The following is a 23,955-nucleotide window of genomic DNA, read 5'->3' as shown; positions in this document are numbered from 1 at the left end:
TGATAACTAGTTGATTTTTAAGCGCACAAAACATTAAAAAACCGACAACACGCTGTGTGGATTCGCGGTTAATATTCAGCTGGTAAATATAAGGTTGCTTATTAATCAAGGAAAAACTATGGCACATAAAATAAAAGCGCTGGCGATCTCGATCGGCGCAGCATTAGCGTTAACGTCACTTGCTTCCCACGCGGAGATCACGCTGCTGAAACAAGATCCGCAGGCGGGCGATCCGTTAAGTCGGCTTAACTTTACCGTCGGCGGGAGTATTCGTCCGCAGTTCAACATGATGAGTGGCGATGGTGATAAAGGATCCTATAAGCGTAACGGTTTCGACGGTGGCACCCGTTTCCGCTTCGCGGCGGATTACTACCTGTTCGATGATATTAGCTGGATCAGCTACTACGAACTGGGGGTGAACATTCCGGCACTGTTTGACTGGGATAACCACTACGCGGAAGGCGCAAACAATACCACCCGCCGCATGCTGTATACCGGCCTAAAAAGCGATACCTGGGGGACCTTAACCTACGGGCAGCAGAACAGCATTTACTATGATGTGGTTGGCGTGAAAACCGATATTTGGGACTACGATATGATCGGTCAGGCCCCTGGCAACGGTATTAACGGCGATTACGATGGTTCTTATCGTTCACGTAATATGCTGAAATATAAGAAAACCGTGGGTGATGTCGATCTTTACGGCTCTTATCTGTTCGAAGACAGTGAGTATCTGCCTGGCAACGGCCTGCGTTACAAGCGTAAAGGCGGCGGTTCTATTGGTGCGGACTACCACATCATGAAGGACCTGACCTGGGGTACTGCGTGGAACTACACTCGCGCCGAAATGCGCGACCCGTCAAGTTCCGACAACAAAACCTATGACCAGAACATCGTCGGTACCGCGCTGAGCTGGACCCCGGATAACTGGACCTTCTCCTTTGGCGGCGGCTGGTATCAGAACTTCCTCACCACCAAAAAAACCGATGTGCATAATTACTTCGCCGGCGACGCCTGGGGGATTGAATATTTCGCGGGCTATAAATTCCCGATCAATCAATACGCTGTTAAATCTATTCAGCCGTACTTTATGGGCGACCGCCTGCAGTACGTGAATGGCCGCAACTACCAGCGTATCGATAACGGTCTGGGGATCAGCTTCCAGCTGGATTACGGTTTCCGCGTTGACTACGAACACGTGTTTACCTCCAGCACCGACAACCTGGGGGATATGAACCTGGTGCGCCTGCGCTACGACTTCTAAGCGGTCACAACTCCCCGGTTGCGCTGCGCTACCGGGGCTATAAATCGCGCCGACCAGTAGCCCGGCTAAGGCGTTTAAGCCGCAAGCCGGGACAATAGAGCATGTGATTACTTCGCCAGCCAGGCGGCGACCTCCTGCCAGCTGCCGCGAAACAGGATCTTCCCGGCTTTTTTCCCCAACTGATAGCGATACATTGGATCGTAATATTCTTCCAGCAGCGGCACCAGCCAGGCGAAGTGCGCCTCGGTGCTGGCGGTGCGCTGCTGCTGCGCCAGCGCCTCATCGAGCCGTTCAGTCAGCTGAGCAAAACGCTGCAGCCCCAGGCGACGGCGGATGGCAAACAGACCATGATGGAGGTACTCGCCGTATGCCTGCCAGCCTTTCTCTTCGCCATACGCGGCGATAAAGTCGTGATACATGCGATCGAAATACTCTTCGCGCAGCCGTTCGAGGCGAACATCAAACGGATCTTCCACCACCGCCAGCGGCGATTGCGCCATGCGGAGGCGCAGGCACTCCGGCAGATGGTTGGCGCCGATCATATGGCCTTCATCTTCCAGCACCCAGCGGGCCTGCTGTTCGGCTTTTTTAAGCAGGCTGACCGCCAGATGGTTTTCAAAGGTGGCCTGCGGGTGCTGATCCTGCAGGGTTCGACCGAATGATGAACCGCGGTGATGGGCAAGCCCTTCCAGATCGATACCATCCGGGCGCGAGCAAACCAGCTGAGTTTTGCCATTGCCGGTGCAGCCGCCAATCAGCACGATTGGGCGCTGCACCAGTTCGTCGGTGGCCTGGATCGCCGCCTGGCGTAGCGCTTTATAGCCGCCGACGATCAAGGGGTAATCCACGCCAGCGTCTTTCAGCCACTGCTGGACGATATGCGACCGCTGGCCGCCGCGGGCGCAGCACAGGTAACCGTGCGGGTAACGGGCACTGGTTTCCAGCCACGCCTGGATCCGGCTGGCGCGCAGGTCGCCATCAACCAGCTTATGGCCGAGCGCCAGCGCGGCCTCTGGCCCCTGACGCTTGTAGCAGGTGCCGACCGCGGCGCGTTCTTCATCATTCATCAGCGGCAGGTTGATCGCCGCCGGCATCGCGCTTTGGCTAAACTCCACCGGGGCGCGTACGTCAATCAGTGGCGTATCGCTGGCGAGAATGGCGCGATAATCCGTCCCATTGGTCATGGGCTATCCTCTGAAGTCAAAACAGAAATGGGCTTTACAGCAAGGGGGGGATTGTACGCGCCTCAAGGTGTGCCGGGGAAGGGGATAGATCAAATCCCCGGCACGAAGGGCTTAGCTGAGCTGCGATTGCGCCCAGAACAGGCCGCTGGTGTACTCCGGCGGCAGCAGCGGTTTGATCGCTTCCAGCGTCGCGCTCAGGCGATCGGTATCGCTGTCGGTGAGGTTCAGGTGGCCGACTTTGCGACCCGGACGCACCTCTTTATCGTACCAGTGCAGGTGCACCAGCGGCAGTTTCAGCCAGTCGTAGTTGAGATCGGTGCCGATCAGGTTGATCATCACCGACGGGCTGTTGACCACCGGCGGCGGCAGCGGCAGGTCGGTAATCGCTCGCAGATGCAGTTCAAACTGGCTGATGGAGGCGCCATTTTGCGTCCAGTGGCCGCTGTTATGCACGCGCGGCGCCAGCTCGTTGATCAGCAGCCCCTCGGCGGTGACGAAGCATTCCATCGCCATCACGCCGACGTAGTTCAGCTCGTTCATGATCGCCGTCAGCATGCTTTCCGCTTGTTCCTGCTGGCGGGCATTGGCCTGCGGGAAGGCCACGCTGGCGCGCAGAATACCGTCCTGATGCAGGTTGCGGGTCAGCGGGTAGAAGACGGTGCTACCGTCATGAGCGCGGGCGCCCACCAGCGACACTTCGCCGGAGAAGTTAATCCCTTGCTCGACGATGCACTCGCCGTAGTTATCCTCCGGGAGTTGCGCGGTTTCGTCAGCGCGCAGACGCCACTGGCCGCGGCCATCGTAGCCGCCGACGCGACGCTTAACGATCGCCAGCTCGCCGAGACGGGCAAACACCGCCGGCCATTCGCTTTTATCCGCCAGCAGCTGCCACGGGGCAGTGGCCAGGCCAAGCTTGTCGAACAGCTGCTTTTGCGTCAGGCGGTCGGCGATAATCGGGAAAACATCGCGGTTGACGAACGCCGGGTGGCGGGCCAGCTCACGGGTGAGGGCGGTTTCCGGCCAGCGTTCAATTTCGGCCGTGATGACGCTCTGCTGGAACGGCACCGCTTCCGGGTCGGCTTCCAGCCCCACCGGCCAGACGGCGATGCCCAGCGGCTCACCGGCCTGGCGCAGCATGCGACCTAACTGACCGTTACCGAGCACGCATACCTGTTTCATGCCGCACCCCGCGGATCCGGGTTATCCAGCACTTCATCGGTTTGCGCCTGACGCCAGGCGCTCAGGCGCTGGTGAAGTTCGGCATCATGCTGAGCGAGGATCTGCGCGGCGAGCAGGCCAGCATTCGCTGCGCCAGCTTTTCCGATAGCCAGCGTACCGACCGGAATGCCGCGCGGCATTTGCACAATGGAGTAGAGGCTGTCGACACCGCTTAAGGCTGCGCTCTGAACCGGTACGCCGAGCACCGGCACCAGGGTTTTCGCCGCAATCATGCCCGGCAGATGCGCCGCGCCGCCTGCCCCTGCAATAATCACCTGATAACCGTGGCTCTCGGCGCTTTCAGCAAAGCTGAACAGCTTATCGGGCGTGCGATGGGCGGAGACCACCTCGACATGGTACGGAACGTTCAGGGCATCAAGGATTTCTGCGGTAAATTGCATGGTAGCCCAGTCGCTTTTGGACCCCATCACGATGGCGATACGCGCCGAATTATTGCGGGAAGACATGCGTCTTAAAACTCCTGTGGGTGTGTTTCACACTGCTTTAGAGGCCACAGAGAATAGCATGAACTGCCAGCAAGGAAAACGGTTGCGTGCGCATGGTTAGCCGTCTTTTGTCTCGTTCAGTGATGACGTCGATCGCGGCTTATTGGCCTTTATCTCATTCATGATACAGGTGATAAGCAGCACTAACCCCCACGGGAGCATCAGGGTGCCCATAATCAGTAAATAGATTTGTACCAGCCGACTATCGTGAGGGCGGGTACAGAGCAAATAAATGGCATAGAAATAGATGGCCCACGCCAGCATTGCACACCAGACAAACGTCAGCGTGTTGCCGATAGCGACGCCGATTAAGGCGATATAACTAACCCCTAACGGATTGAGGATCGCGATGATCATTCCCCACATCAGCGGCTGACTCCACTTTTTCCTGTTCATGCTCATTCCTTGAGAGTGATGTCGTGGGAGACTAGCATGCAGGACGCGGGGAAGCGCGCACCTTCGCCCAGGCAAAAGGCGCTTTCGGAATTGTGCTCGCGCAGGAACTAGAACGGGAAGTGGATGAGTTTGACGTCGTCCGGCGTCACCTTGACCATCGAACCTTCGCTGTGCCAGGCGCCGAGTACCACGCGCCATGCGGGTTGGCCGTTGGCCTGCAGTTCATGGACCGCCGGGCGATGGGTATGGCCATGAATCAGCCACTGCACGTGATGCCGCTCCATCGCGTCAACCACCGCCTGTGGATTCACATCCATAATGTCCATTGATTTGCTGCTGTTGGCGGCTTTGCTGTCGGCGCGCATGCGAGCGGCGATGCGGCGGCGGATAAACAGCGGCAGGGCGAGGAACAGACGCTGGATCCACGGGGTGTGGACTTTGGCGCGAAACGCCAGATAGCCTGGGTCATCGGTGCACAATGTGTCGCCATGCATAATCAACACTTCACGGCCATAGAGGTCCAGTCGCTCTTCTTCGGCGAGCAGGAGCATCCCGCTCTGGCGGGCAAAGCGCTGGCCGACGAGAAAATCGCGGTTGCCGTGGATGAAGTAGCAGGGCACGCCGGCGTCGACGACGGCTTTGATTGCCGCGGCAATCTGCTGGTGCAACGGGTTGGGATCGTCATCGCCGATCCACGCTTCAAACAGATCGCCAAGGATATACAGGGCGTCCGCCTGGCGGGCTTCGCCCTGTAAAAAACGCAGAAAACCGGCGGTGATCGCCGGTTCTTCTGTTTGCAGGTGCAAATCTGCAATAAAAAGTGTCGCCACGAATTACTCGCTGACGGTGACGCTTTTGATGATCACATCATCTTTCGGCACATCCTGGTGCATGCCGCTGCGGCCGGTGGCAACCGCTTTGATTTTGTCTACCACGTCCATGCCTTCAACCACTTCAGCGAAAACGCAGTAGCCCCAACCCTGCAGGCTTTCGCCAGAGAAGTTCAGGAAGTCGTTGTCGGCCACGTTGATGAAGAACTGGGCAGTGGCGGAGTGCGGCGCCTGAGTACGGGCCATTGCCAGCGTACCACGGGTGTTTTTCAGGCCGTTGTTCGCTTCGTTCTGAATCGGAGATTTGGTCTCTTTTTGTTTCATGCCCGGTTCGAAACCGCCGCCCTGAATCATAAAGCCGTTGATAACACGGTGGAAAATGGTGTTGTCGTAGAAACCTTCGCGGCAGTAGTCCAGGAAGTTTTTAACTGTTTCCGGCGCTTTGTCGTCAAACGTTTTGATTACGATATCGCCATGATTGGTGTGGAAAGTAACCATTTTTGCATCCTGTTCCGATGAGTGTGGTGCCAGCACCCGATGTCGGGTGAGATATAGGGGGGTGTTATAGCATAACCGCGGGGGTCGATGCACCTTGCAATGTGTGCTGCGTCCGGTCTGAATTATGGGTATTATAGAGACTTCATTACCCACACACGTCTACACGGAATCTTCGATGTTAAAAATTTTTAATACACTGACGCGCCAGAAAGAGGAATTTAAACCTATCCATGCCGGGGAAGTCGGCATGTACGTGTGTGGTATTACCGTTTACGATCTCTGTCATATCGGCCATGGCCGTACCTTCGTCTCCTTTGACGTCGTGGCGCGCTATCTGCGTTTTCTTGGCTATAAGCTGAAGTACGTGCGCAATATCACCGATATCGACGACAAAATCATTAAGCGCGCTAATGAAAACGGCGAAAGCTTTGTCGCGCTGGTCGATCGCATGATTGCCGAAATGCACAAAGATTTTGACGCGCTGAATATTCTGCGTCCCGACAGCGAGCCGCGCGCGACGCACCATATCGCGGAGATCATTGAGATCACCGAACAGCTGATCGCCAAAGGCCATGCCTATGTGGCGGATAACGGCGACGTAATGTTCGACGTGCCGACGGACCCGAACTACGGTTTGCTGTCGCGCCAGGATCTCGATCAGCTGCAGGCGGGCGCTCGCGTCGACGTGGTTGACGTCAAGCGGAATCCGATGGACTTCGTCCTGTGGAAGATGTCGAAAGAGGGCGAGCCAAGCTGGCCGTCGCCGTGGGGCGCGGGTCGTCCGGGCTGGCATATCGAGTGCTCGGCGATGAACTGCAAGCAGCTTGGCAACCACTTCGATATTCACGGCGGCGGTTCGGATCTGATGTTCCCGCATCATGAAAACGAAATTGCCCAGTCCACCTGCGCCCATGACGGCGAGTACGTAAACTACTGGATGCACTCCGGCATGGTGATGGTTGACCGCGAGAAGATGTCGAAATCGCTGGGTAACTTCTTTACCGTCCGCGACGTGCTGAAGTATTACGATGCGGAGACGATTCGCTACTTCCTGATGTCCGGCCACTATCGCAGCCAGTTGAACTACAGCGAAGAGAACCTCAAGCAGGCGCGTTCGGCGCTGGAGCGTCTGTACACCGCGCTGCGCGGGACGGACAAATCCGTCGACGCGGCGGGTGGCGAAGCCTTCGAAGCACGCTTTATCGAGGCGATGGACGACGACTTCAACACCCCGGAAGCCTACTCGGTGCTGTTCGATATGGCGCGTGAAGTGAACCGCCTGAAAACCGAGGACGCCGCAGCGGCAAATGGCATGGCGGCCCACCTGCGTAAGCTGGGTTCTGTGCTGGGTCTGCTGGAGCAGGAGCCGGACGCGTTCCTGCAGAGCGGCGCGCAGGCCGACGACGCGGAAGTGGCGGAGATCGAATCGCTCATCCAGCAGCGTCTGGACGCGCGTAAAGCGAAAGACTGGGCGGCGGCGGATGCGGCGCGCGACCGTCTCAACGAGATGGGTATTGTGCTGGAAGATGGCCCGCAGGGCACCACCTGGCGCCGGAAGTAAGCCATAAAAAAACGCCCGCTAAAGCGGGCGTTTTTCTTTTCGCTGTCAGGCCGTGACGGTGACGCTCTGGCCTTCAAAGCTCACCGTCTGACCGGCGACGATTTTGCAGCGTTTGCGGGTTTCCACCGCGCCGTCAACTTTCACCAGCCCGTCAGCGATAGCGAGCTTCGCCTGGGCGCCGCTTTCGCTCCAGCCTTCCAGCTTCAGCAGATCGCACAGCTCTACGTGCGGGTGTTTACCTAAGGAAAATGTCGCCATCTCAGGCCTCCTCAACGTCGTGATACTCTTCGCACGCCTGCAGCGTGTTCTGAATCAGGGTGGCGACGGTCATCGGGCCAACGCCGCCGGGAACCGGGGTGATGTAGGATGCGCGTTCGGCGGCGTCTTCATACACCACGTCACCGACCACTTTGCCGCTTTCCAGACGGTTAATGCCGACATCGACCACAATCGCCCCTTCTTTAATCCACTCGCCAGGAATAAAGCCCGGTTTACCTACCGCGACGATCAGCAGGTCGGCGTTTTCGACGTGATGGCGCAGGTTTTTAGTAAAACGGTGGGTCACGGTGGTGGTGCAGCCGGCCAGCAGCAGCTCCATGCTCATCGGGCGACCGACGATATTGGACGCGCCAATGACCACCGCATTGAGGCCGTAGGTGTCGATATTGTAGCGTTCCAGCAAGGTCACGATACCGCGCGGAGTGCACGGACGCAGGCGCGGCGCCCGCTGGCACAGGCGGCCAACGTTGTAGGGATGGAAGCCGTCGACGTCTTTATCCGGCGCGATGCGCTCGAGCACTTTGACGTTGTCGATCCCTGCGGGGAGGGGCAGCTGAACCAGAATACCGTCGATGGTCTTATCGGCATTCAGGGTGTCGATAAGCTCCAGCAGCTCGGCTTCGCTGGTGGTTTCCGGGAGATCGTAAGAGCGGGAGACGAAGCCCACTTCTTCACATGCTTTGCGCTTGCTGCCGACATAAATCTGCGAGGCCGGGTTGCTACCGACCAGCACGACGGCCAGCCCAGGGGCGCGTTTTCCGGCCGCAACGCGAGCCTTCACTTTTTCCGCAACCTCAGAGCGTACCTGCTGCGCAATCGTTTTACCGTCAATAATTTTTGCTGCCATCAGAGAGAGGATTCCATCTGTATCTTTACGAAAGGGGGATGAGGATATTTTGTCAGAAGCGGGCCTCGCTGTCAGTCCTCGTTTGCGGTTTTATCCTGTCTGCGGTGAATTTAGCCTGTTTTGACCCTGTTCAGAGCAGGGGTATTGGTGTGTTGCGCCTGGCCACTAAGTCGATTTACGCGCGTAAGAGCCCCGGTGGTATGCTTCTTGTACAGTTGCTGAGGGATATTTCGCCAGCATCGTATAAGCCCCGCAGTTTCCTGGCAAAATGGATTGACTCAACGGACGTGGACCGTATAATTCCAGGCGTTTCACTCCGCGAAGCACTCGCTTCTCAGGGCGCCCTTAGCTCAGCTGGATAGAGCAACGGCCTTCTAAGCCGTAGGTCACAGGTTCGAATCCTGTAGGGCGTGCCATTTAATATCAGCTTCTTATCCTCTTGCTGCTTTTTCGTACCGGACACCATTTTCCCTATCCTGTAACCTGGCTGTGCTATTGCGGTTGAAAAACATATATCAAATACGTGTTAATACATTCGTTATTTTCCCCTGCCGTCTATTTTGCTGCGCAAAAGTCATTATCCTAAAAACGATCCTCGTTCATTATTTCATGTTCACATACCGTAAGTTTCATGCTTAAATCCGCGCAACATATAATGGAATATGTTTTTGCACTGAACGTTAAGTAATAACGAGAACACGGATGAAATCTCTGTATTTGGCTCTGGGACTAATGACGCTGAGTCTGACCACCCACGCCGCTTTTTTATCGCCAGCCGATCGCGACAGCGTTGAGCAACAGCAGCAACAATTACTGCGTCAGAACCAGCAGCAACGTGAATCGCTGGAGCGCGCCACGCCAAGCCTTCACGCGGCGATGCCTGCGCAGCCTGAAGCCTCTGATGGCCCCTGTTTTTCTATCCATCGCATCGCGTTAGATGGCGCGACGCTTATTGATCCGCGTCAGCAGCAAAAAATAGTCCGGCCCTGGCTTGGGCAGTGCATGGATATTGCGCGTATTACTAAACTCGTAAATATTATTTCCGACTGGTATATCAGTCGGGGATATATTACCAGCCGCGCTTTTCTGACCGAGCAGGATTTACGTTCCGGGGTATTACATCTGACTATTCTTGAAGGAAAGCTCGAAAAAATCACCATGGAAGGCGCGGCTAAACGTGAGTTAACAATGGCGTTTCCAGGGCTGGAAGGCCATATTCTTAACCTGCGTGATATCGAACAGGGGATGGAGCAGATTAACCGCGCGCGCACGACGCCTGTGCAAATTGAAATCCAGCCGGGCGAAAAACCTGGCGGTTCAATCGTTAACCTGACGGCGACAGCGGAGCGCCCACTTTTGTTGTCGATGAGCGTCGACAACAGCGGCCAGAAGAGTACAGGTAGCGGACAAATCAACGCGGGTTTAACAGGCAACAATCTTTTAGGGCTGGCCGATCGCTGGTTTGTCAGCGGCGGGCGCAGCAGCGCGTTTTCGAATGCCAAAGATGCGCAGAATGTTGCCGCAGGGGTCAGCATTCCTAACGGTTATACGCTGTTTGACTATAGCTACAGCTGGAATAACTACCTGAGTACACTCGATAACCACGGCTGGATCTGGCGTACCAGCGGTGACACCGAAACCCACCGGCTAAACTTCTCGCAGGTTCTCTTTCGCAACGGCGACCTGAAAACGGGCCTCTCCGCCGGACTGAGTTATCGGACCAACCACAATTATCTCGACGATGTTTTGCTGCAGAGCAGTAGCCATAAGTTGACGACACTGCTGTTTGGCCTCAACCACACGCAAAAAATGTTTGCCGGGATTGCCACCTTCAACCCCACGTTTTCCCGCGGAATGCCGTGGTTTGGTGCCGAAAGTGACGGTAATAAACCGGGCGATTTGCCAAAAGCGGAATTCAGAAAATGGAGTCTGAGCGCCAGCTTTCAGCGCCCGTTGCTCAACGATCTCTGGTGGCTTAGCAGCCTTTACGGCCAGTGGTCTCCGGACCGCTTATACGGCAGCGAACGCCTGACCTTAGGCGGGGAAAGCTCAGTACGTGGTTTTAAAGAACAGTACATTTCAGGGGACAACGGCGGCTACTGGCGTAATGAACTGAACTACGCGCTTTTTACGATCCCCGCCATTGGGCAGGTCGGTGCTCTGGCCGCACTGGATGGCGGCTGGTTGCATGCTGACCGACTCGATCCCAGCGCCGCCGGAACCTTGTGGGGCGCAGCGGTAGGGTTCACCACGACGAATCGCTGGTTATCCACCTCTTTTACCGTGGCCGGTCCGCTGGCGTATCCGGACTGGCTTGGTCCCGATCGCCTCAATATCTACTACCGCGTTGCCGTGGCATTTTAAAGGATTATCGTCATGCATCAGCCTCCCATTCGCCTGTCATCGCGTCTGCTAAGTTACCTGATTAGCCTCCTGCTGGCCGGGCAGCCGCTCCTGCCGGCCATTGGCGCAGCGATCAATCCCGAGGGCGCCACTGGTGTGGATAGTGCCGCAAATGGCGTGCCGGTCGTTAATATTGCCACCCCGAACGGCAGCGGGATCTCGCATAACCAGTTTAAGGATTACCACGTTGGTCAGGAGGGTTTAATCCTCAACAATGCGACCGGGAAGCTGAATCAGACCCAGCTCGGTGGGTTTATCCAGAACAACCCGAATCTGCAGGCCGGGAGGGAAGCGAAGGGCATCATTAACGAAGTGACCGGTGGTCACCGATCGCAGTTGAACGGTTACACCGAAGTCGCAGGCAAGGCGGCGAACGTGATGGTCGCCAACCCCTATGGCATCACCTGTAACGGCTGCGGCTTTATTAACACTCCCCAGGCAACCTTGACCACTGGCAAACCCGTGTTTGATGCGGCGGGAAATTTGCAGGCGCTGGAGGTCGTGAAGGGAACCATCTCCATTGAAGGCAAAGGCATTGACGCCAGCGGCAGCGATGCGTTGTCGATTATTTCCCGTGCGACGGAAGTGAATGCGGCGATTCATGCCCGGGATTTATCGGTGATTGCCGGGGCTAACCGGGTAGATAGCCATGGCACTGTCACCCCAATGAGTGGAGAAGATCAGACCCCGACGCTGGCGGTGGATACCGGGGCGCTGGGCGGCATGTACGCCAATCGTATTCGTCTGGTGTCGAGCGAAAACGGCGTGGGGGTGAACCTCGGCGACCTGAATGCGCGCCAGGGCGATATCACCCTTGAGGCGAATGGCAGGCTTGCTTTGCGTCACTCACTGGCCAGCGGCGCGATCGCCGCTCGCGGCCAGCATATTATGCTCACCGGCGATCACAAGGCCGGGGGCGCAATCACATTGCATAGTCAGAGCGATCTGGTATTGAGCAAAGGGTCCCTGACCAGCGATACCGATCTGCGGCTGACTGCGGGCGGTTCAATCACGCAAAGCCGTGAAAAACTGACCGCCGGACAGGATGTCTCATTGACGGCCAGCGCCATCCGCCAGGATAGCGAGAGCCAAATCGATGCGGGTCGCCAGATCGTGCTGCGGGCCGGCGATAGCGTGACGAATGAGGGAAGAATGACGGCCACTGAAGATCTTTCGGTGACCGCGAAGACGCTGGCCCATCATGGCGCCCTGATCGCTGGCAACGCCATCTCCCTTGATGCCGCCCGCCAGACGTTGAATGGCGCGATAAACGCCACCGGCGCTATCGCTGTGTCGGGGGAGACAATCGCCACCAGCGCGGCATCGCAAATCCAGGGAAAACACCTGCATATTGCGGCGAAACAGGTTGATTTAAAAGGGACTCAGGCGGCTAAATCCGCTCTCACCGTGCACGCCAGCGAAAAACTGACCCACAGTGGTAAAAGCAGTGCTGATACCCTGTCATTGCAAGCCCCGCAACTCAGCAATAGCGGTGTGGCCATCGCCTCCAGGCTGACCACGCAGTCCCAGTCTCTCACCAACAATGGCTTGCTACAGGGAGAGGCTCAACTTTCTGTTACCAGCCAAACGTTGAATAACCAGCAGGACGGTACGCTCTATAGCGCGGCAAATCTGACGCTCGATATCCCGGATATCCGCAATCGCGGGCTTATTACCAGCGACCACGCGCTCACCCTGGCCAGCACGACCCTGATCAATCCGGGTGCCATCATCGCCGATACGTTAACGGTTAAGACCGCCACCTTATCCAATGACGGTCTGCTTCAGGGTAATCAGGCACTCACGCTCACCGGCGATTCGCTGACTCAGGGGGCCACAGGACGTTGGCTGACCGCAGGGGATATGTCGCTCACCGCGACGACGCTAAACGCCGCAGGCGCCATACAAGGGCAGCAACTGCGTATTAATGCGCAGGACTGGCGGCAAAGCGGTTCTCTCCTGGCGACAGGCAATCTGTATGTCACCGTCAGCGGCGCATTACTCAATGATGGCGACATCATGAGCCAGCGAGATTTCATCCTTCGAACCCCCTCCCTGACAAACAGCGGCAAGCTCCTTGCCGCCGGCGATATGTCGTTTACGGGAGCCCTGTTCAACAACAATGGTTCGCTGCAGGCAAACCGGATCGCACTGGCGCAAGACAGGATCGGCAATCAAGGAACCGTTATCGGGCTTGACGCGCTCACGCTGAGCAGCAACGGAACCGTGGATAACCACGGCGATCTGCTAAGCCAGGGCGACCTGACACTCTCCGCTGGCGATATCGCTAACCACGGACGGGTGCAGGGGAAAACCATCGTTATTGAGGGCGCGAACCTCATCAATAGCGGCGCGATCCAGAACGCGGTCGATCTGGCGTTAACGCTCAGCGGCGATCTGCAGGCGATTAACGGCAGTAAAATGACTGCCCTGAGGGATGTCCATATCAGCGGCCACGCGCTCAGCAATGAGGGGCTGGTGAACGCCAGTATGCTGACGATGAAAGGCGACTCGCTGAGCAACAGCGGAGAGATTAGCGGGGTAAGCCATCTTGACGTATTGCTGAATGGCGATCTGCAGCAGCAGGGCAAATTGCTGACCGGGGGATCGCTTGTCCTCCATGCGCAAGACTTGAACAACAGCGGTCAGTTGCAGGGGGCGAATACGCAGATTAGCGTGGCTTCGCTCAGCAACAGCGGACGCCTGCAGGGGGACCGCAATCTGACGCTGAACTTGCTAAAAGCGCTCAACAACCAGGCCAACGGGGCCATCCTCAGTCAGGGGGAGCTGACGCTGACGGCGTCTGCGTTCAGCAATGACGGCACGATCCAAAGCCATGGCGCAACCAGCCTCAACAGTACCTTATATGCCCGCAACGCCGGCAACATTGTCTCTGGCGGAGACCTGACGCTTACCACCCCATACTACAGCGGCAGCGGCTGGTTGCAGGCAACCCATCTCCTTCTGGACGCGGCGAAGATCGCCAACGCAGGCACGATGCTGGCGGAAAATCAGGCCACGCTGACGGGGAGCACGCTATTAAACAGCGGCACCGTTCAGGCCGCACAGTTAAGTGTCGACACCCGGACACTGGCCAACAGCGGCACCTTGTTCGGCAAGCAGAACCTGTTGCTTTACAGCGACAGCGTAAACAACGACACGGGCAAACTCTTCAGCGGCGGCGATCTTCTGGCGAACGTCGCCTCCCTCAGCGGCGCGGGTCAGATAGTCGCCCTGGGTAATCTGACGCTGGCGCTGGTCAACAGCTGGATCGCTCAGGGAACTGTGGCCGCAAACAAACAGCTTGTCATCAGCAGCCAGAGCGATATCACCAACGCTGGCGCCTTACAGGGCAATGGCGTAACGCTGACCGCCGCCGGGCAGCTCATCAATAACGGTCAACTGGTAGCTGGCAACGGCAAGACGGCATTGACCGGGCAACAGATTGCGATGAATGGGGAAGGTTCTCTGCAGGCTGATGGGGACGTGAGCCTGACCAGCCTTGGCCATATCACGCTTGATGGCTTTACCGGTACGGCAGGAAACCTGGTGTTAACGGCCACCGGAACGATCCTCAACACCGCCTTGCTGTATGCGGGCCATAATCTCTCGCTGTTTGCCAACCGCATTCATAACCTGCACGGCGACATACTGGCGGGTAATGACCTGGTGATGCAAAAAAACGCCAGCGGTGATGCCAACACTGAAGTGATTAACACCTCGGGAACGATTGAAACCACGCAGGGTGACATGACCATCAGCACCGGGTACTTGCTCAATCAGCGTGATGGGCTGGAGGTGAAGATCTCGCAGACTAGCGGCGAGCAGGCCATTCCGGGTCTCGGAGAGGCGATAATCGATGTCGATATCAGCCAACTGGCTGACGGGACGTACGGCCTGAGCAGCTATTTGGCATCAAGCGAGTCAGGGGCATGTAACGGTCATGGCGCCTGCAGCTATCACAACTGGAACCAGCTCTATTATGCAATGTACGCCGAATCAGCACAGCAGAAGTTTATCGGCAGCCAGACGCGGACGGAGGTCACCAGCCGGGGCGGGGCAGCACGCCTTGCCGCGGGGAATAATCTACATATTAGCGCCAGCACACTGGAGAACGTTGCCAGCCATATTCTGGCAAATGGCGATATCGCGTTAACGGGAAATACGCTCAACAATCAGAGCTGGCAGGCCGGTACCGTCACTGACTGGTATATCTATCAGTACGACCCGCACCGCTATGGCTACAACATTGGCTTTGGCAAGGGCGCCGGCTACGCCGTTGCGCCGGGGGCGCCTTATCCCACGGATGACAATAACTATGAGGATGCGCAGCCCGAACGCTCTACCATTGGTTTTACCCTGGCCGGGTATGAATCCACGGCCGAACAGGGAGAGATTTACCGTTCGTTGATCCAGGCTGGCGGCAACGTCAGCGCCAGTTTCGCCAGCGACATCAGCAACACCAACAGCATCGCTAATGCGGATAAAATAAGCAACACGCTTGTCGCGCCTGACCTGAACACACCTTCAGCGCAACTCACTGACGACAGTGAGAGTCTGCAGTCCCTCGCCGGGGCTGATACCGCCGCGATGACTCGCCCGGACTGGAACGACACAACCGGTAGCGGCAGCCAGACCATCGGCAACGGTACGGCGCTCGTTCAGGAACCGCTGGGCGATAACTATCCACTGCCGTCCGGCATCAACGGCTATTTTGTCATTTCCGACGATCCGGACAGCCCATATCTGATCACGGTCAATCCGAAGCTCAATGGCCTGGGCCAGCTCGATCCGTCGCTGTTTGGCGATCTGTATAAGCTGGCTGGCATGAATCCAGGCAGCGCGCCACGCGAGACGGGCAGCCAGTACACCGATGGCGACTCGTTCCTTGGCTCGTCATATATGCTGGATCGCCTGGGGCTTAACCCTGACAGCGATTATCGTTTTCTGGGCGATGCGGCGTTTGATACTCGGTATGTCAGCAACGTGGTGCTGAACCAGACCGGGTCACGCTATCTTGATGGCCTCGGATCTGATCTCGATCAGATGCGTTATCTGATGGACAACGCGGCCGACGTGCAGACCTCGCTTGGCCTGACGTTTGGCGTGGCGCTCACCGCCGCACAGGTGGCGGCGCTCAATCGCAGCATTCTGTGGTGGGAGCCCGCAACGCTTAATGGTCGGACCGTGATGGTGCCGAAAGTTTACCTGTCGCCGAAGGACGTTAGCGTCCGGAACGGTAGCGTAATCAGCGGCAATACCGTGCAACTGGCAGGGGGCAATATCAGCAACAGCGGCAGTACGTTGCTGGCGCGAGACGGCCTTGCCATTGACAGCAGTAATAGCTTCAGCAACCTTAACGCCGGACTTATCCGCGCGGATGGCCGTCTTGACCTGAGCGCGTCTGGCGATATCAATAACATTGGTTCGACGATATCTGCGAAAACGCTGCAGCTGGTAAGCACCGGCGGTAGCATCAATAACGTCACCCGCACTGAGCAGTGGCGTGTTGGCGATGACAGCCGCTGGGGCAATATCCAGTTCAGCGGTACCGATAGCGAGCAAACGGCTGCCATTACTGCCAGCGACGGCCTGTATATGGCCGCGGCGAACACGATCAACATAACCGGAGCGACGGTGAGCGCCGGCGGCGATCTGGTGATGGAAGCCGGGAGTAACATCAATATTGCCGCCAACCAGTTCACCGAGAGTCGCAGCCAGTCTGGCTTCTGGGGCCAGAAAAACAGTCGTTCATCATCCACAACGTATCAGGGCAGCAGCATTACGGCGGGCGGTAACGCGATAATGCGGGCGGGCAACGATCTGAACGTGACGGCCAGCGCCATCAATGCGGGTCACACCGCGCAGCTGGTGGCGGCCAATGACCTGAACCTGAACGCGGCGGGTAACGAACAGAGCAGCCGCACGGGCGGCAGCGAAAGCCATCAGAGCGGCGCAGAGCGCAGCACGGTGACCGCAGGCGATAAGGTAACGCTGGTGGCCGGGCGGGATGTGACCAGTCAGGCGGCAGGCATCGCAGCGGAAGGGAATGTCGGTATTCAGGCCGGACGCGATGTGAACCTGCAGGCGGAAGCCACCACCGCAGGCAGTAGCAATTACAGCAGTAAGAAAGCCGTTATCGATGAATCCGTGCGCCAGCAGGGTACCGACATTGCCAGCGGCGGCAGCACTACGATTATTGCTGGACGCGACGTCAACGCCGAAGCGGCGCAGGTGACTGCCAGCGGGAATATCGGCCTGGCGGCGGGCCGCGATGTGAACCTGACCACGGCGACGGAAAGCGATTACCACTACAAGGAAGAGACGAAGACCAAAAAGGGGTTCCTGAGTAAGAAAACCACGCATACCATCGAAGAGGAGAGCGCCACCCGTGAAGCCGGTACGCTGTTAAGCGGAGATCAGGTTCAGGTGTTGGCAGAGAATAATCTTCTGCTGCAGGGTTCGGCGGTGGTGGGTGAGGGTGATGTTCAGCTCCACGCAGGTAATAATGTCGATATCACGGCGGCGACCAATACCGATACCGCCTGGCGATTTAAAGAAGAGAAAAAATCCGGCCTGACGGGAACCGGGGGGATCGGATTCTCTATCGGCAGCAGTAAAACCACGCACGAACTGCGTGAAGCGGGTACCACCCAGAGCCAGAGTGCTTCCACGACGGGAAGTACGGGCGGTAGCGTGGTGATTTCTGCCGGTAAGCAGGCGCATATCGGTGGTTCTGATGTGGTTGCGGGCCGGGATATCCGCATCACCGGCGACAGCGTGGTGATTGACCCCGGGCAGGACACCCGGACAGTCGACGAGAAGTTTGAGCAGAAATCCAGCGGGCTGACGGTGGCCCTGTCAGGCAGCGCAGGCGGTGCGGTGAACAATACGGTTTCCGCCGCGCAGAAGGCGAAAGAGGTCAGTGATGGCCGCCTGAGTGCGCTCCAGGGAACAAAAGCGGCACTTTCCGGTGTCCAGGCCGCCCAGGCCGTCGCGCTGGATGGGGCCAGAGGCGGCAGCGATAAGGACAATAACAATACGATTGGTATCAGCGCGTCGCTGGGTTCGCAGTCCTCTTCCTCCCGGTCACATTCGGAGCAGGTGATGACCAGCGGCAGCACCCTGAATGCCGGAAATAACCTCGCTGTTACGGCAACGGGCGGCGACATCACGGTCGCGGGCGGCCAGGTGAAAGCCGGTAAGGATGTCACGCTGGATGCGTTGAGGGATGTGAACCTCATTGCGGCGCAGGATACACAGCAGACTACCGGCAGCAACAAAAGCAGCGGCGGCAGTATTGGCGTCGGCGTGGGGGTGGGCTCCGGCGGAGCCGGTATCAGCATCTCGGCAAACGCCAGCAGCAGCAAAGGGCACGAGAGCGGTAACGGCACCTGGCAGAATGAAACCACGGTGGATGCCGGTCATCAGGTCATCATCAGTAGCGGACGGGATACCACGCTGGCCGGCGCGCAGGTCAGCGGTCACCAGGTGACCGCTGATGTCGGCCGCGACCTGACGATAACCAGCCTGCGGGACAGCGACCACTATGACAGCACACAGAGCAGCCTCAGCGGTGGCCTGGGCTACACCTCCGGCGCCAGGTCGTGGTCGGGAAGCCTGAATGCCAGTCGTGACAAAATGACCAGTGACTGGTCCTCGGTGCAGGAGCAGAGCGGGATATTTGCCGGTCAGGGCGGCTTTGATGTCACTGTGGGCAGCCACACGCAGCTGAATGGCGGGGTGATTGCTGCCACAGGAAGCGCAGATAAAAACAGCCTCGATACCGGCACGCTGGGTTTCAGCGATATCCACAACCAGGCGGATTATAAGACGCAGCATCAGGGCGGCGGTATCAGCACCGGGGGCAGCATTGGCTCTCAGTTCGCCGGGAACATGACCAGCGCCCTGCTGGCGGGTGGCGGCAGCAAAGGCCATGCGGAAAGTACGACGCAGTCGGCGGTATCCGAGGGCACTATCATCATCCGTGACCAGGCCAGCCAGAAGCAGGACGTGGCTGACCTGAGTCGCGACACGGAACACGCCAGCGGCAGTATCGGGCCGATATTTGACAAGGAGAAGGAGCAGCGGCGCCTGCAGGAAGTGCAGCTGACAGGGGAGATTGGCAGCCAGGCGGCGGATATTGCGCGCACGCAGGGCGAGATAGCAAAACAGAAGGCGATAAAAGACCCTGCAGCCCTGACGGCGGCGGAAGCGAAGCTGAAGGCAGAGGGTAACAGCAGTCCGACGGCAGAACAGATTGCGGACCAGGCGGGTCGTACCGCGATGGCTGCATACGGTACCGGCAGTGACCTGCAGCGGGGTATCCAGGCAGCGACTGCAGCGCTGCAGGGGCTGGCGGGCGGTGATATCGCCGGGGCGCTGGCAGGGGCATCGGCGCCGGAGCTGGCGAATCTTATCGGTCACGGTTCAGGGCTGAGTGACGGTGCCGCGGTGGTGGCGCACGCCATCCTGGGCGGTGCGGTGGCGGCGCTGCAGGGCAACAGTGCGGCGGCGGGCGCAGCGGGCGCGGCAGCAGGTGAACTGGCCGCGAAGGCAATAGCCGGTATGCTGTATCCGGGCGTGACGGACTTGTCCACGCTGACGGAAGCACAGAAGCAGACGGTCAGTACGCTGGCCACTATTTCAGCGGGAATGGCAGGTGGTCTGGCCGGGAACAGTACGGCGTCAGCGGTGGCGGGCGCGCAGGGCGGGAAGAACGCGGTTGAGAATAACTCGTTGGCGGGCGATCAGGCTCGTGCAACAGTAAAACAGGCTGCTGAATCCCTGAAAAATCAGGTCAGGGACAAGCTTGGCGAGGGTACAACTTCTTCCATCGCGAACGGTATTATCAATGCCCTTGCGGATACCGGCGATGCGGCATTAGGCTCAGCGGATTACGCCGCTGATGCGGTGATGGCGCTGGCCTCCTGTGCGGTCGGCGACAGCTACTGTAATAAAGCGCTGAGCGACCTGTCAGGCAAGAATCAGGCCGTGGCCGACAGTGTCGCCGCTCTGATGAAAAGCGAAACCTGGTCAGCGGTTGTGGATACGGTCAAACAAGCGGCCGGAGGAAATCAGGCGGCGCTGGAAGCCACGGGGGGAATGCTGGCAGGTATTATCCTGCCAGGGAAGAAAGTGCCGGAAATTACCACAGCGCAGACGATAGCAAATTCTGTAGTTGATGCGAAAAAATTTGATTATCTTTTTGGTAAAGCAACAGGTAATAGCCATACGCTGGATCGTACAAATCAACTTGCTCTGGAAATGAAACGATTAGGTGTGGCAGATGATATTAATGGTCATGCGGTTTTGGCTGAGCATTTCACTCAAGCGACAAAAGATTCAAATAACATCGTGAAAAAATATACGGATCAATATGGTAGTTTTGAAATCAGGGAATCTTTCTTTATTGGCCCTTCAGGAAAGGCCACAGTGTTTGAAAGTACTTTCGAAGTTATGAAAGACGGCTCTCATCGATTCATTACGACCATACCGAAAAATGGAGTAACTAAGTAATGTTCATAGAAAATAAGCCAGACGAAATTGAGTTGCTTTCATTCTTTGAAAGTGAACCTGTCTCGTTTGAACGAGATAATATCAGTTTTTTATATACTGCAAAAAATAAATGCGGCCTTAGTGTTGACTTTTCATTTAGTGTTGTTGAAGGTTGGATTCAATACACGGTGAGGTTACATGAAAATGAAATTTTACATAACTCTATCGATGGTGTTAGTTCATTTAGTATAAGGAATGATAATTTAGGTGATTATATTTATGCCGAAATTCTTACAAAAGAATTAATAAATAAGGTTGAAATACGTATAAGACCGGATATAAAAATAAAAAGTAGCTCTGTCATTAGATAACTAAAATCCCGCCCTCTTGAGGCAGGATATTTTTATCTACAGTCAAATCGTAATCAGAAGCAGGACGTGGCTGACCTGAGTCGCGACACGGAACACGCCAGCGGCAGTATCGGGCCGATATTTGACAAGGAGAAGGAGCAGCGGCGCCTGCAGGAAGTGCAGCTGACAGGGGAGATTGGCCGCCAGGCGGCAGATATTGCGCGCGCGCAGGGCGAGATAGCAAAACAGAAGGCGATAAAAGACCCTGCAGCCCTGACGGCGGCGGAAGCGAAGCTGAAGGCAGAGGGTAACAGCAGTCCGACGGCAGAACAGATTGCGGACCAGGCGGGTCGTACCGCGATGGCTGCATACGGAACCGGCAGTGACCTGCAGCGGGGTATCCAGGCAGCGACTGCAGCGCTTCAGGGACTGGCGGGCGGTGATATCGCCGGGGCGCTGGCAGGGGCATCGGCGCCGGAGCTGGCGAATCTTATCGGTCACGGTTCAGGGCTGAGTGACGGTGCCGCGGTGGTGGCGCACGCCATCCTGGGCGGTGCGGTGGCGGCGCTGCAGGGCAACAGTGCCGCGGCAGGTGCGGCAGCAGGTGAACTGGCCGCGAGGGCGATTGCTGGTATGCTGTATCCGGGCGTGACGGACTTGTCCACGCTGACGGAAGCACAGAAGCAGATGGTGAGTACGCTGGCCACCATTTCAGCAGGGATGGCAGGTGGTCTGGCCGGGGACAGTACGGCGTCAGCGGTGGCGGGCGCGCAGGGCGGGAAGAACGCGGTGGAGAATAACCTTCTGGGTGGAAATGAATGGACGCAGGGAGAAAAAGCCAGGGAGCATGGTAAGGATGTGCTGTCGTGTGCAGACAATCCTTCTGGAGAAGCCTGTCAGCGAGGCCTGGCGGAAAACAAAGCCTATGCGGGAGCACTGGCTACAGGAGGTGTGGCGTTATTACCCGGTACCGCGCAGGTGATGTGGGGGTTGGGCGCAGGGGTAAACGCAGGTGCTCAGTATGCTGAAGATGGCAAGGTGAATCCGGTTAACTCTGTTGTTGCTGGTTGGATAAACGTTGCAAGCATAGGGAATGGCTTATGGGGAACAGTGGGCTGGAATGCAGCCGGTGGCGTGCTAACCAATCAGATCAACGGTGACAATCCTTTAACAGGAGCAATTACTAATGGTCTGGGTTCTGCTAGCGGTTACTGGGGAGGCAAACTAATCTCTTCAGGCACAAATGCGGCTGGTAAATGGCTAACCGGCGGCTGGGATCCTAAGTTTAATCCTGACTTGCTGAAATATACCGAAATTAAAGGTCAACTGGGGATCTCTAAGGAGATGTTGCCTGGTAAGCTTCCAGGCAATATGGGTAATATTGGAGCTTCAGTAATATCAGAGGGAGGCGGTAAAGGAGCTGAACAGGTAATAAAAAAAATAGGAGATAAAAATGAAAAATGATCTCCGAGTTAGATGTGTTCAGTCTCTATTTCTCTTAGTTGCTACGATTTTATTCATGATCGCATTATCTGTATGCGGAAAGATTTTTTTTTCGTTGTTACTGTGGCTGCTTGGCGATGGTTTTAATACAACTTGGCAGGATGTTTTGCACGGAGCGAAATTAGGACTTTATGGTGGAAGCATTGGAGGCATTGGACTCGCATTATTCCGCCTTTTTAAAGTAAAGGGATTTTAATCTATGTCGAAAAGATCCCAGCCTTTGTGGTTGGGATTGTTGTTGAGACTAACTCGCTGAGTCTGCCAAAAGGGATGACGGAAACCGGACAGGCAGCCACATCCTGGGTGAAGTATGCGCAGGACAACAATCTTTCGCCGGAGCAGGTACAGGCCGGGTTAAAGGATATCGTGCGCGGCGACTTGCCGGAAAGCGCGGATATTATCAAAGCCATTCTGAGTAATAGCCCGGGCTCGGATACGGTAATGGCGTTGCTGACAGCGGAAGAGGCGAAGGATTATGCGCTGGCTCTGCTGACGTCAATCCCGGCAGAAAAAGCGTTATCGTTAGCGGGTAAAGCAGCCGGTATTATTGATAACAAAATCCTGATTAGTGCAGCGGAGAAGATCTCGACGGCTAAGCCGGGTAAACAATTTACAGCGCCGAGGGATTTGAATGAGCAAACGTTCTGGAAACAGGTTGAATCAAATCCTTCACAAGGTGGAAAGTTGCCGGATATGAATAATGATCCCAGATTTCCTACTTCTGCTGGATTCCAGAAAATGGAGGCGACGCATTATCTGCCTGATGGATCATCGATATCAGTACATTATCAGTACAATTTTAATACTGGTAAAGCATACGATATGAAAATTGTTACTCCACAGCGGAATCCACTGCAGCCAGGTCCTTCAATAACTGATGGGGTAAAAAAATGAAGATACGAGATCATAGAGATCCCTTAGGTAGGGTTGTTGATGTTTTTAGTGTTTACTGGTTTGGTGACGAAACTTATTTTTTGGGTTTTTTAAAGGGGTACGGTGGGCTGCTGGCATATAGATCAACTCAAGTATCTGTAATTAATCCAGAAATAAGTTTTGAGGCAATATACTTTGAGAATAATGCGAGAGGTATCCACCACTGGGCCTTAATTAAAGAAAAGTTACTGGACGATCTTCTTGAACTGGATGAAACGGCCTATAAACGCTTCCTTGAAATCGTGAAAGCTGAAGGTCTGGTTGATCCCGATTTTTATTAACTGCAAAAGATCCCGACTTCAGCGCCGGGATCTTTTTTACCCGTCAATTACGACAGCACGCAGAGCAGCCTCAGCGGTGGCCTGGGCTACACCTCCGGCGCCGGGTCGTGGTCGGGAAGCCTGAATGCCAGTCGTGACAAAATGACCAGTGACTGGTCCTCGGGGCAGGAGCAGAGCGGGATATTTGCCGGTCAGGGCGGCTTTGATGTCACTGTGGGCAGCCACACGCAGCTGAATGGCGGGGTCATTGCTGCCACAGGAAGCGCAGATAAAAACGGCCTCGATACCGGCACGCTGGGTTTCAGCGATATCCACAACCAGGCGGATTATAAGACGCAGCATCAGGGCGGCGGTATCAGCACCGGGGGCAGCATTGGCTCTCAGTTCGCCGGGAACATGACCAG

General features: G+C 56.5%; 16 protein-coding genes, 1 tRNA gene and 2 pseudogenes. 11 read left to right on the top strand and 8 right to left on the bottom strand.

Features of this window, described 5'->3' with window-relative positions; all coding sequences use genetic code 11:
• The first annotated feature begins 118 nt into the window (after positions 1 to 118).
• Entirely contained in the window at positions 119 to 1,264 is a 1,146-nt protein-coding gene (locus CWM58_RS15700; RefSeq protein WP_100681301.1) for a porin, read from the top strand.
• 107 nt (positions 1,265 to 1,371) lie between these two features.
• Here CWM58_RS15700 and mnmH read toward each other — a convergent pair whose 3' ends face one another.
• The 6 genes from mnmH to ppiB form a co-directional block, all read right to left on the bottom strand.
• Positions 1,372 to 2,448, bottom strand: coding sequence for a tRNA 2-selenouridine(34) synthase MnmH (mnmH, locus tag CWM58_RS15695; protein WP_100681300.1), 1,077 nt, complete (start codon positions 2,446 to 2,448; stop codon positions 1,372 to 1,374).
• Positions 2,449 to 2,559: 111 nt separating this feature from the next.
• The gene (purK, locus tag CWM58_RS15690) at positions 2,560 to 3,627 is read right to left on the bottom strand and encodes a 5-(carboxyamino)imidazole ribonucleotide synthase (RefSeq protein WP_008805468.1); all 1,068 of its coding nucleotides are present in this window, start codon (positions 3,625 to 3,627) and stop codon (positions 2,560 to 2,562) included.
• Entirely contained in the window at positions 3,624 to 4,133 is a 510-nt protein-coding gene (gene purE / locus CWM58_RS15685; RefSeq protein ID WP_004151322.1) for a 5-(carboxyamino)imidazole ribonucleotide mutase, read from the bottom strand. Before purE ends, purK begins: the two co-directional genes overlap by 4 nt.
• A 96-nt stretch (positions 4,134 to 4,229) precedes the next feature.
• Positions 4,230 to 4,568 carry a hypothetical protein gene (locus CWM58_RS15675; protein ID WP_060876188.1) on the bottom strand — a complete coding sequence of 113 codons (339 nt, stop codon included), beginning with the start codon at positions 4,566 to 4,568 and terminating at the stop codon, positions 4,230 to 4,232.
• Between the two features lie 107 nt (positions 4,569 to 4,675).
• A complete protein-coding gene (lpxH, locus tag CWM58_RS15670) occupies positions 4,676 to 5,398 on the bottom strand; it encodes a UDP-2,3-diacylglucosamine diphosphatase (RefSeq protein ID WP_061155485.1) in 723 nt (240 codons plus the stop codon).
• A 3-nt stretch (positions 5,399 to 5,401) separates the two neighbouring features.
• Positions 5,402 to 5,896, bottom strand: a complete 495-nt coding sequence (ppiB, locus tag CWM58_RS15665) for a peptidylprolyl isomerase B (RefSeq protein WP_008805471.1) — start codon at positions 5,894 to 5,896, stop codon at positions 5,402 to 5,404.
• 175 nt (positions 5,897 to 6,071) lie between these two features.
• Between ppiB and cysS the strand changes: the two genes are divergently transcribed.
• On the top strand, positions 6,072 to 7,457 hold the full coding sequence (cysS, locus tag CWM58_RS15660) for a cysteine--tRNA ligase (RefSeq protein WP_100681299.1): 1,386 nt from the start codon (positions 6,072 to 6,074) through the stop codon (positions 7,455 to 7,457).
• A 45-nt stretch (positions 7,458 to 7,502) separates the two neighbouring features.
• Here the strand turns inward: cysS and ybcJ are convergent, their stop codons facing one another.
• Together ybcJ and folD are read right to left on the bottom strand one after the other, a co-directional pair.
• Positions 7,503 to 7,715 (bottom strand): ribosome-associated protein YbcJ, encoded by a 213-nt coding sequence (ybcJ, locus tag CWM58_RS15655; protein WP_048267531.1) that lies wholly within the window; start codon positions 7,713 to 7,715, stop codon positions 7,503 to 7,505.
• 1 nt (position 7,716) lies between these two features.
• The gene (gene folD, locus CWM58_RS15650) at positions 7,717 to 8,583 is read right to left on the bottom strand and encodes a bifunctional methylenetetrahydrofolate dehydrogenase/methenyltetrahydrofolate cyclohydrolase FolD (protein WP_004143017.1); all 867 of its coding nucleotides are present in this window, start codon (positions 8,581 to 8,583) and stop codon (positions 7,717 to 7,719) included.
• A 339-nt stretch (positions 8,584 to 8,922) separates the two neighbouring features.
• Between folD and CWM58_RS15640 the strand changes: the two genes are divergently transcribed.
• The 9 genes and pseudogenes from CWM58_RS15640 to CWM58_RS15600 form a co-directional block, all read left to right on the top strand.
• Positions 8,923 to 8,999, top strand: a tRNA-Arg gene (locus tag CWM58_RS15640).
• 286 nt (positions 9,000 to 9,285) lie between these two features.
• Positions 9,286 to 10,947: a ShlB/FhaC/HecB family hemolysin secretion/activation protein gene (locus CWM58_RS15635; RefSeq protein ID WP_100681297.1), complete on the top strand. Its 1,662-nt coding sequence runs from the start codon at positions 9,286 to 9,288 to the stop codon at positions 10,945 to 10,947.
• Positions 10,948 to 10,959: 12 nt separating this feature from the next.
• Positions 10,960 to 20,505: a hemagglutinin repeat-containing protein gene (locus tag CWM58_RS15630; RefSeq protein ID WP_100681296.1), complete on the top strand. Its 9,546-nt coding sequence runs from the start codon at positions 10,960 to 10,962 to the stop codon at positions 20,503 to 20,505.
• Positions 20,505 to 20,855 (top strand): hypothetical protein, encoded by a 351-nt coding sequence (locus CWM58_RS15625; protein ID WP_048267608.1) that lies wholly within the window; start codon positions 20,505 to 20,507, stop codon positions 20,853 to 20,855. The genes CWM58_RS15630 and CWM58_RS15625 overlap by 1 nt, the downstream gene beginning before the upstream one ends.
• 345 nt (positions 20,856 to 21,200) lie before the next feature.
• Positions 21,201 to 22,298, top strand: a pseudogene (locus CWM58_RS15620) (VENN motif pre-toxin domain-containing protein); the annotation flags it as partial.
• Positions 22,288 to 22,533 (top strand): hypothetical protein, encoded by a 246-nt coding sequence (locus CWM58_RS15615; RefSeq protein WP_063266827.1) that lies wholly within the window; start codon positions 22,288 to 22,290, stop codon positions 22,531 to 22,533. The pseudogene CWM58_RS15620 and the gene CWM58_RS15615, both read left to right, overlap by 11 nt.
• 26 nt (positions 22,534 to 22,559) lie before the next feature.
• Entirely contained in the window at positions 22,560 to 23,231 is a 672-nt protein-coding gene (locus CWM58_RS15610) for a hypothetical protein (protein WP_227520716.1), read from the top strand.
• On the top strand, positions 23,228 to 23,551 hold the full coding sequence (locus tag CWM58_RS15605; protein ID WP_100681294.1) for a hypothetical protein: 324 nt from the start codon (positions 23,228 to 23,230) through the stop codon (positions 23,549 to 23,551). Before CWM58_RS15610 ends, CWM58_RS15605 begins: the two co-directional genes overlap by 4 nt.
• Before the next feature lie 45 nt (positions 23,552 to 23,596).
• Positions 23,597 to 23,955: pseudogene (locus CWM58_RS15600) on the top strand (hypothetical protein); the annotation flags it as partial.

The organism is Klebsiella sp. H-Nf2, assembly GCF_002806645.1.
Taxonomy (GTDB): domain Bacteria; phylum Pseudomonadota; class Gammaproteobacteria; order Enterobacterales; family Enterobacteriaceae; genus Klebsiella; species Klebsiella variicola.
This window is presented reverse-complemented; position numbering and strand designations above follow the sequence as displayed.

Excerpts from the sequence above, each read along its gene's own strand:
- purK (WP_008805468.1), bottom strand. The coding sequence starts at position 3,627 with ATGAAACAGGTATGCGTGCTCGGTAACGGTCAGTTAGGTCGCATGCTG.
- CWM58_RS15630 (WP_100681296.1), top strand. The coding sequence starts at position 10,960 with ATGCATCAGCCTCCCATTCGCCTGTCATCGCGTCTGCTAAGTTACCTG.
- ppiB (WP_008805471.1), bottom strand. The coding sequence starts at position 5,896 with ATGGTTACTTTCCACACCAATCATGGCGATATCGTAATCAAAACGTTT.
- folD (WP_004143017.1), bottom strand. The coding sequence starts at position 8,583 with ATGGCAGCAAAAATTATTGACGGTAAAACGATTGCGCAGCAGGTACGC.
- mnmH (WP_100681300.1), bottom strand. The coding sequence starts at position 2,448 with ATGACCAATGGGACGGATTATCGCGCCATTCTCGCCAGCGATACGCCA.
- CWM58_RS15605 (WP_100681294.1), top strand. The coding sequence starts at position 23,228 with ATGAAGATACGAGATCATAGAGATCCCTTAGGTAGGGTTGTTGATGTT.
- CWM58_RS15625 (WP_048267608.1), top strand. The coding sequence starts at position 20,505 with ATGTTCATAGAAAATAAGCCAGACGAAATTGAGTTGCTTTCATTCTTT.
- ybcJ (WP_048267531.1), bottom strand. The coding sequence starts at position 7,715 with ATGGCGACATTTTCCTTAGGTAAACACCCGCACGTAGAGCTGTGCGAT.
- CWM58_RS15615 (WP_063266827.1), top strand. The coding sequence starts at position 22,288 with ATGAAAAATGATCTCCGAGTTAGATGTGTTCAGTCTCTATTTCTCTTA.
- CWM58_RS15700 (WP_100681301.1), top strand. The coding sequence starts at position 119 with ATGGCACATAAAATAAAAGCGCTGGCGATCTCGATCGGCGCAGCATTA.
- CWM58_RS15635 (WP_100681297.1), top strand. The coding sequence starts at position 9,286 with ATGAAATCTCTGTATTTGGCTCTGGGACTAATGACGCTGAGTCTGACC.
- CWM58_RS15675 (WP_060876188.1), bottom strand. The coding sequence starts at position 4,568 with ATGAACAGGAAAAAGTGGAGTCAGCCGCTGATGTGGGGAATGATCATC.
- purE (WP_004151322.1), bottom strand. The coding sequence starts at position 4,133 with ATGTCTTCCCGCAATAATTCGGCGCGTATCGCCATCGTGATGGGGTCC.
- cysS (WP_100681299.1), top strand. The coding sequence starts at position 6,072 with ATGTTAAAAATTTTTAATACACTGACGCGCCAGAAAGAGGAATTTAAA.